Raw genomic sequence first — 8,459 nt, 5'->3', positions numbered from 1 at the left:
TTATAAACTATAATTCTCTTGTTAACCTTTGCTCGCGTTTGATTCGATCTCTCTGTAATGGATCTAGGTACTGTTCAGATTCTAAGAAAATTATAGAAGGGTGGGATTTCTATGAAACGATATCATTTTAAATGTATCTAGCCGAGAACTCGCTATCCCTTCTATTTTAGTTTAATGTTCAGTATCTAAACTACTACTTTTTAAAAAGTAGTAGCTCTCTAAAAGTTTTAATTCTATGAAACGATATCAATTAATTTGTATCTAGCCGAACCTCCTAATCTCTTAAAAATATACTATCTTCAAACTAAGAAACAAACATACGAGCTGAGACCGTTGTGCAACATTAACAAGAAAATGTCAACATATAGTAATACTTTCTAATTTGATAGTATTACTATTAAATTTATGTTAATCATGATTAAAGGAATCAAAATTAATATTACTTTTGTTAAAGTATTTACCTAATTAATTAAACAATATGAAAAAAATTACATTACAATTAGTTGCAATTTCAGCAGTATTATTTTCAACATCCTGCCAAGAAACAAAAAAATCCGAGCCTATAGCTCAAGAAAGCCAACAAGAACTTGTTGAAGAAAAAGTAGTCGAAAGTATTATGACCGCTGAAGACCAAGCCGGAATGACACCAGGTGAAATTGTTGGTCGACTGAAAAAAGGAAATGAAAATTTTATGAATAATAATCTTACACAACGTGACCATTCTGCTCAACGTAGGAAAGCGATGATAGGGCAATATCCAAAGGCTATTGTTCTTTCTTGTGTCGATAGTCGTGTACCTGTAGAAGATGTTTTTGATTTAGGTATAGGTGATATTTTTGTTGCACGTGTTGCAGGTAATATTGAGAATGCAGATATAGTAGGCTCAATGGAATTTGCTACGGCAGTTGCAGGCTCTAAGGTAGTTATTGTAATGGGACATACTGCTTGTGGTGCTGTAAAATCTACCATTGATGAAGTTGATGCAAAATCATTAGGGATGAACGCTCTTGCAGATTTGTTAGATGAAATAGAACCAGCTATTAAAGAAACAAAGTTTGAAGGTGATAGAACGACTAAAAATATTGAATATACCGACCTTGTTATCAATAATAATGCAATGCGTACCGTAAAAAATATAAGACAGCAATCACCTACAATGGCCAAAATGGAAGATGACGGTAAAATTATGATTGTATCTGCTCTTTACGATATGGAAACAGGGAAAGTCACCTTTAATAAAGATTAATTTTTTTAGTTTGTTTGTACAGTAACTACAGTAAAACGTTGCACAACAACGTATATAAAAAATAGCAGTATTAGCGCAAGCCATTAGGTTTGCGCTTTTTTATTATCTTTCCTCTAATATCGGAAAAGTGTAGCATTTAAAATCTGCTACTTTTCATATACAAAACCGTTGTACCACATTTAAGAAAATCTTGTAAACTGAATGAAAATTTTCCCTACTAAAACACATTCTATTACATTAATTACTGATAGTGCGGCAGCAATATCAGAATTACAAAAGAAAACCCTATCGGACGATCAATTCGTTGCTGACTGGAATAAGCAAATATTTATTGGAAAAATAAATGACTCTGAATTTGAACTAAAACTGTCCAAAAAAGTTTACGGAGCATTCTGCGTTATTAAAGGCAAGCTCGAAAATAAAAATGGACTCTTAGAAGTTGGAATAACTAAAAACTATAAAATCGTATTAATAATACTCCTTCTATACCCACTTGTTGGATTTGTTATATCATTATTAACAAACGGATTTAAAAACTCAATTGAACTTATATTTCCGACCATAATGTTTATCCTAGTTCTACGGTTAGTGTTTATTGAATTTGGTTTTAGAATCATTTCTAAAAATGGACTAAATAAGTTGAATGAAATAATTGGAATTGGAATGGAAAAAAAATAAAAACGTGGTACAACAACACCTATAAGTAATGCGGTGGCTTGGTGTATAAACCAATGGTTTGTGTATATTTATGTGTCCGCAAAATCTTTAGGATTTTGCTCTGATGAAAAAAATTAAAACAAAACAAAAAGCTTTTGCTACGTGCTCAGACGGAAACGAAAAGGTTTCCTTGCCTCCGCACTACTCATAGCTGCAACGTTATGGGCAATTACCGTAAATAAAATAAACGAAGTTTTGCAAAAAAAATATTTTAATTTAATATAAAACAGATATGAACAATAATTTAGACAATAACAATAAGGCATTTCCTAAAGGTCATTTTGTAGGAATGTGGATGGGAATAGGAATTGCCATCTTTTCAGGTCTTGGTATACCCATCAGTATTATCACCAAGAATTTTGGTTTTGTCGGAATTGGAACCGCAATTGGTATTGTCTTCGGATTATTAGTAGGTCAATCAATTGAAAATAAATACAGCAGAGAAGGAAGAATAAGACCATTGACCGAATCTGAAAAAATTAATAGACAAGGTGTGTTGAATCTTGGAAAGAAAATTACAATATCAATTGGATTAGTGCTACTCACGATAGGTGTTTTGCTTTTTTCGTTTATGTATTTTAAAAACTAAAAAGCCTAAACCATTTGCCTAAATAGCAATCTCGAGGACTAAATTCGGATTGATTAGTGATGTCAATAAAAACTTTAAGGTTGAGGTTTTTGCCAAGCTGCTTGCCTACTCTTCCCAACTTAAAATTTTCAGTTTGGGCTACCAAAAACCAAAGTATCAATTGAGCAAAACGACATTTAAGGTGGAAACATATTTATGGTAACGATAGTAGAAGAAAACTTTCTATTTGGTCACATAATATTCATCAAGGAGAAGAAATAAAACAAGAATGACAAAAAATAAAAACCGCCCATAACAACGCATATAGCTTATGGCGGGTGAACGGCAGTCAGCAAGGTTTTCGCTTCGCAGCCAGCTTTGGTTTCGGTGGAAAGGAAAGTGCTTCGAAACCGCCACAAAGCCATATGCAAACCGTTAGCAGTAATATAAAATGAATTACTTTCTCATAATCTTTTTAGTATTTTCTTCGTATTTCATGTTTGGTCAGAAACAAGGATATTCAATAGATATTCAAGCCAACACAGGTGTGACGAGTAAAGGATTTGGAATAAAAATTGAAAAAGGAATATCACAAGCTAAAGTATTTTTAACCCGTAGAGATAGCGTTGGAGTTTGGGATAAAAAAGACAAGAGAAAATTTAATCGTTTAGAGAAGAATATACTTAAAGGAAGAGTAACTGTTGATTACGCCTCACTGGTGATAGATTCTTTAAACTTGAAATATAATTATAATAGTAAGGATAGTTTTTCAATAGATTTATCCAATCCATTAATTCAATTAACGGATTCAATATTTGTAACGTCAAAAAATATTTTAGAAAATTATAATCCTCATCGCATTGTGATGGACGGAACTTCTGTTAGAATTCAACTTAGTGACAATGATAGCTTTCGTAGAATATCGGTGAGAAGTCCTTCGCCAGATTCCCACACGTTAATTTATAAATTGATTACTAATGTTTTGATTTATTATAGACAGCAAGGACCTCAAATTTTGAAAACAAAAAACGAAACTTCTGGATATTAAAACACTACTGCTAACATTACCTATATCAAATAGGGCATAAAGTATTAAATTTAATGGCTTGGGCTCGTTTGCTAAGCCCGCCAAATCTTTTGGATTTGGCTTTTAAAATGAAAAAGATAAAAACAAAACAAAAAGCTTTGGCTACGAGCGCAGACGGAAACGAAAAGTTTCCTTGCCTGCCCTACTTGCCATAGCTTAGACGTTACCCACAATTATGAAAAAAACTTTTTTGCTTATTTTATTATTTTGTTTTGCAATCGTTAGTTCTCAGAATATTTATAATTATGAAAAAGAAATTAGTAATAAAGAATACTATGATTTTAAAGAAATTGACTTTGAAAATACAAATGATAATTTAAAACTTTCTGGAACCTTAATAACACCAAAAACTGTTTTTGAAAAAATAGTAATTATCGTACCTGGAAGTGGACGAGACACAAGACACTCTCATTTTGTGTTAGCAGAAGAATTTTTAAAAAACAATATTGCCGTTTACAGATTTGACGAGCGTGGAATTGGAAAATCTGAAGGAGATTATTCTGAGTTAGCGGGAGATTTGTCAACTGATTTAAGCTACGCATTAAAGGAATTACAAAAACAATTTCTCGATAAAAAATTTGGGATAATAGGACACAGCCTTGGTGGAATTGCAACTCTTAATGTTATTAATAATGATTTAGATTTCGTCATTTTAATTGAAACACCAATTATAAAAAATGGAGCTTTTCTAGTTAACCAATTTGAAAGGAATTATGAAAATAGTATTCCAGAAGTAATGCGCAAGGAAAAAACCAAAACAGAAATTACGTCATTTTTGAAAGGATATATAGACTTAATAAGTAAAAGCACACCTAATTCTTGTAAAAAGGAAATAAAGAAGTATATCAGAGAAAAAGGATTTAATAAAAGGTTTATAGTATTGTTAAAAGACACTTTTTTAGTAGAAATGGCTAGAACTAATTTAGAACATACAGTTAAGGATCTTTCTATAAAAACTTTATATCTTACAGGAACAAAGGATAAAATTATTAATCACCAGCAAGAAGTTGATTTAGTAAAATCTTTTAGAAATCCTAATATTGAAATAAGAGAATTTGATAGTCTGAATCATTATTTAACCAATAGAAATGGTAAAGTTGGCTCATCACTTTACGAAATGGATAAAGAACCGCTCAATATGATTATTAATTGGATAATAGAAAAATAACTGTGGGTAACACCGTGTATAATTAATGGCTAGTCCTCGCCTACTTACGAAAATCCTCGCGGATTTTCTATCTGGTTTTTATTTGCTAAATTAGTTGCTTACACACGCCACTAATCATACACAAAACCGTTGTGTGTAATTTGAGAAAATTCAATGCAGAGAAGAGAATTCATAAATAAAAATCAACTTTTTGAACTAATAGAATATATTCTTGCGGACTCTAAAACCGAATTCTATGAATCATACTCTGAAAAGGAAAAAGAAATAGTTCGGATAAAAACGTATTCTGAATTTCTAAAATATTTCGAAAACTCTATTTCTGAAAATAAAAAGCATTTAGGATTTGGTATTTACTATCCTGAAGCAAAGGGCAAATTCTATATAAATAAAATCAAACTCAACCCAAAATATTGTAACGGGAAAACCTACAGATATAATACAAATGGATGGGGTGTGATATACGTGCATCTGGATTTACAAAAAAATGAAAATGAAATTGAATGTAGAATTTCTGTAAACTCCAAGACCAGAGCCCAAAACTGGACTAGTACTAACCCTGAATTTGGGAACCCCGAATTATGGGAATGGAAAATTGTGGAAAGTAACGCAAGAAAAATAATCAACCGACTAAAAAAACTACACACAACAAAACCTATAAGTAATGCGGAGTTTGGTGTTTAATCCAAAGTTCTGTGTATATTTAAAGTGTCCGCAAAATCTTTAGGATTTTGCTCTGAAAACAAAAAATAAAACAAAACAAAAAGCTTTTGCTACGTGCGTAGACCGTAACAAAAAGGTTTCCTTTCCTCCGCACTACTCATAGCTTGAACGTTGTGTGTCATTTACAAACAAAAAATGGAAAATAAAACATATAAGAAAATATCTAATTGGTACCGAAAATTCCAAATTAGTAAATCACCTCAAATGAATTTAGTTTGGGGATTCTTTTTGTATACGCTCATTGGATTTATTTTACTGTCTATTCCTTTATTTCACAAAACCGACATATCCTTTTTAGATAATTTGTTTATTTCGACTTCTGCAATTTCAACTACTGGACTTGTAACTATAAGCGTTTTCGATTCCTATAATTTTTTCGGTCAGTTTGTTATTATGGCATTAATACAAATTGGCGGAATTGGATATATGACGCTAACGACATACTATTTAATATTTACCACAAAAAAAATTACTCATTGGCATAGTAAGTTAATAGGAACGGAATTTACATTACCTAATACAATTCAAATAAAAGATTTCATCAAAAGCGTTATTGTTTTTACCCTAATAATGGAAACTATTGGAGCTATACTTTTCTATTTTGCCTTTACCAATTCTGGAATGGGCAGTTCAAAAGCAATTTGGTTTTCAATTTTTCATAGTATTTCATCGTTTTGTACAGCTGGATTTGGATTGTTTAAAGATGGTTTCGAAAGCTATCAAGACAATACTTTTATTAATACAATTATTTCTGTATTAGCAATTTCTGGTTCTTTGGGTTTTATTGTAATTACAGATTTGTGGTATCGAATTAGGGGTAAATCAAAAGAAATTTCGTTCACAACTAAAATCATTATTTATGGTTTTTTGTTTTTGCTTTTTTTAGGTACTTTACTCATTTACACAACTGAGTCATCATCTATTCTTGGCTCAAATAGTTCACTAATGACATCTTTCTTTCAAGCAATGTCAGCTATGACAACAGTTGGATTTAACACGATACCTATCGGTGAATTATCTTTACCAATATTGTTACTTGTAACCTTTCTTATGTATATCGGAGCTTCGCCTTCGGGAACAGCAGGAGGAATGAAAATAACGACATTGACGGCAATGCTATCGATATTGAAAAGCAGATTGTTTGGTCAGAAAAAAATCACATTTTTAAACCGACTCATTCCATTTGAGAGAATATATGTTGCGACATCTACTTTTATGCTTTACACGAGTTTAATTTTCTTGTTTTCATTTTTACTTTCTTACTTTGAAAACTTTTCTTTTGACAGCATATTATTTGAAGTAGCATCCGCTTTAGGAACTGTTGGATTAAGCACAGGAATTACAGGAGATTTATCTAACATTGGGAAAATATTGATAATTATTTTAATGTTTATTGGACGGGTTGGAGTTCTAACTTTTGGATTTGCTTTGTTGCAACAAAAAGAGAACGATTCAAAAAACATCAGAACTGATGATTTGGCTGTTTGAAAAAATTAATAATAAGAAAAATAGAAAAAACGCCACACAACAATGGCTATAAGTAATTGCTTGTTCTCGCCTACTTCTGAAAATCCTTGCAGATTTTCAGTTTAGTGTGTACTTGCAAAGTTAAGTGCTAACCCACGCAACTACTCATAGCCCAAACGTTGGCAAACATTAAAAACAAATATTATGAAAAGAATAATTTTATTTATTAGTTGCGTTCTTTCAATTTTTGGTTGTAGCTCAGACGATACTTCAGAACCAATTAACAATTTGGAAAATGTCACTAATCCGAAATATACTCTTAAAGAGAAAAATGAACCTAATGATCTTGTTTATACGCAGGAATATTCAATTGATGAACAAGGAAAAATAACTTCAGAGAGTTATACTAATTTTTACAATCCTCAATTTAGTTACTTAAGTACTTTTGAATATAACGGTAAAGGTCAAGTGATAAAAGAAATTAGAGATGGCTCTACTAATTTTACAATTACTTGGACAAATAATTTTGCGGAAGTTTATAATATGCAAAACCAAAAAATAGCTGAATTTAATTTTGATGGAGAAAGACTTAACGAATATAAAACTGAATTTAATACAAATAACGTCCGAATCAGAAAGCTGAATTATGACTCAAATAATAATATAATTTCGGTAGAAAATGAAGAAGAAATCTTTGTTGAATTCTTGGACTATGAATTACCTAAAAGAAACCCCTTAAATCTTATTCAGTCAATCGGAATATTGAGGATAGACTATAATCCTTTTTTTAAAAATATCTTTAGAACAGAGAAAGTTTACCCTTTTGAAGGAGATGATTTTAGTCAACCTTTAACTTTTTACGAATACTTTTATGAATTTGATTCAGAAAATAGAGTTTATCAAATAGAAGATGAAAAAAGTTTAATTTACACATCAGAATTTGAGTATGAATAATAACGATTTGCCAACAATGCCTATAGCAAATAGGGCATAAAGTACTAAATTTAAGGGCGCGGGCTTATTTACCAAGTCCGCCAAATCTTTTGGATTTGGCAATTAAAAAAGAAAAAATAATTACAAAACAAAAAGCTCTGGCTAGCAGACCAGACGGAAACGAAAAGTTTCCTTGCCTGCCCTACTTGCCATAGGTACTGTGTCAAAAAGCAAGCTTTTTCTTTAAAATTTTAGGAAACAAGTTGATTTATCAATTTGTTATCCTGCGCAGCAAGAGTATTATGCTTTTGCTGCTTTTTTTTCTCAAAATCTGAATTATAAACTTCTTCATTCTTCCATAAGGTGAACATCAGGATTAACAACTTCCGCTGAACTGCTATTAAAGCCACCAAGGGCTTTGCTTTCTTTGGCTTAAGTCTATTGTAGAATTGCTTTAATGTGGGATTACAACGCACACAAGTCATCGAAGGCATATGTAAGGCCGCTCGGATATGACTGTTTCCCTTTTTACTAATTCGGGTTTTCCCTTTAA

Annotated in this window: 9 protein-coding genes; 8 read left to right on the top strand and 1 reads right to left on the bottom strand. The window is 31.4% G+C overall.

What is annotated here, in order from left to right:
• Window positions 1–478: 478 nt before the first annotated feature.
• From B8963_RS15800 to B8963_RS15765, 8 genes are all read left to right on the top strand, one after another.
• Window positions 479–1,246 carry a carbonic anhydrase family protein gene (locus tag B8963_RS15800; RefSeq protein ID WP_084063181.1) on the top strand — a complete coding sequence of 256 codons (768 nt, stop codon included), beginning with the start codon at window positions 479–481 and terminating at the stop codon, window positions 1,244–1,246.
• Window positions 1,247–1,447: 201 nt separating this feature from the next.
• Window positions 1,448–1,924, top strand: coding sequence for a hypothetical protein (locus B8963_RS15795; protein ID WP_084063180.1), 477 nt, complete (start codon window positions 1,448–1,450; stop codon window positions 1,922–1,924).
• A 271-nt stretch (window positions 1,925–2,195) separates the two neighbouring features.
• Entirely contained in the window at window positions 2,196–2,552 is a 357-nt protein-coding gene (locus B8963_RS15790) for a hypothetical protein (RefSeq protein WP_084063179.1), read from the top strand.
• A 475-nt stretch (window positions 2,553–3,027) separates the two neighbouring features.
• Window positions 3,028–3,579: a hypothetical protein gene (locus B8963_RS15785; RefSeq protein WP_084063178.1), complete on the top strand. Its 552-nt coding sequence runs from the start codon at window positions 3,028–3,030 to the stop codon at window positions 3,577–3,579.
• Between the two features lie 214 nt (window positions 3,580–3,793).
• A complete protein-coding gene (locus tag B8963_RS15780) occupies window positions 3,794–4,786 on the top strand; it encodes an alpha/beta fold hydrolase (RefSeq protein ID WP_084063177.1) in 993 nt (330 codons plus the stop codon).
• 153 nt (window positions 4,787–4,939) lie between these two features.
• Window positions 4,940–5,467: a hypothetical protein gene (locus B8963_RS15775; protein ID WP_084063176.1), complete on the top strand. Its 528-nt coding sequence runs from the start codon at window positions 4,940–4,942 to the stop codon at window positions 5,465–5,467.
• Between the two features lie 174 nt (window positions 5,468–5,641).
• The gene (locus B8963_RS15770) at window positions 5,642–6,994 is read left to right on the top strand and encodes a TrkH family potassium uptake protein (protein WP_084063175.1); all 1,353 of its coding nucleotides are present in this window, start codon (window positions 5,642–5,644) and stop codon (window positions 6,992–6,994) included.
• Between the two features lie 183 nt (window positions 6,995–7,177).
• Window positions 7,178–7,927: a hypothetical protein gene (locus B8963_RS15765; RefSeq protein ID WP_084063174.1), complete on the top strand. Its 750-nt coding sequence runs from the start codon at window positions 7,178–7,180 to the stop codon at window positions 7,925–7,927.
• Between the two features lie 230 nt (window positions 7,928–8,157).
• Here B8963_RS15765 and B8963_RS15760 read toward each other — a convergent pair.
• On the bottom strand, window positions 8,158–8,459 hold a 302-nt coding region (locus tag B8963_RS15760; RefSeq protein ID WP_143312564.1), incomplete at its 5' end, for a transposase.

Source organism: Cellulophaga tyrosinoxydans, from assembly GCF_900176415.1.
GTDB lineage: Bacteria > Bacteroidota > Bacteroidia > Flavobacteriales > Flavobacteriaceae > Cellulophaga > Cellulophaga tyrosinoxydans.
This window is presented reverse-complemented; position numbering and strand designations above follow the sequence as displayed.

Excerpts from the sequence above, each read along its gene's own strand:
- B8963_RS15800 (WP_084063181.1), top strand. The coding sequence starts at position 479 with ATGAAAAAAATTACATTACAATTAGTTGCAATTTCAGCAGTATTATTT.
- B8963_RS15795 (WP_084063180.1), top strand. The coding sequence starts at position 1,448 with ATGAAAATTTTCCCTACTAAAACACATTCTATTACATTAATTACTGAT.
- B8963_RS15790 (WP_084063179.1), top strand. The coding sequence starts at position 2,196 with ATGAACAATAATTTAGACAATAACAATAAGGCATTTCCTAAAGGTCAT.
- B8963_RS15785 (WP_084063178.1), top strand. The coding sequence starts at position 3,028 with ATGTTTGGTCAGAAACAAGGATATTCAATAGATATTCAAGCCAACACA.
- B8963_RS15780 (WP_084063177.1), top strand. The coding sequence starts at position 3,794 with ATGAAAAAAACTTTTTTGCTTATTTTATTATTTTGTTTTGCAATCGTT.
- B8963_RS15775 (WP_084063176.1), top strand. The coding sequence starts at position 4,940 with ATGCAGAGAAGAGAATTCATAAATAAAAATCAACTTTTTGAACTAATA.
- B8963_RS15770 (WP_084063175.1), top strand. The coding sequence starts at position 5,642 with ATGGAAAATAAAACATATAAGAAAATATCTAATTGGTACCGAAAATTC.
- B8963_RS15765 (WP_084063174.1), top strand. The coding sequence starts at position 7,178 with ATGAAAAGAATAATTTTATTTATTAGTTGCGTTCTTTCAATTTTTGGT.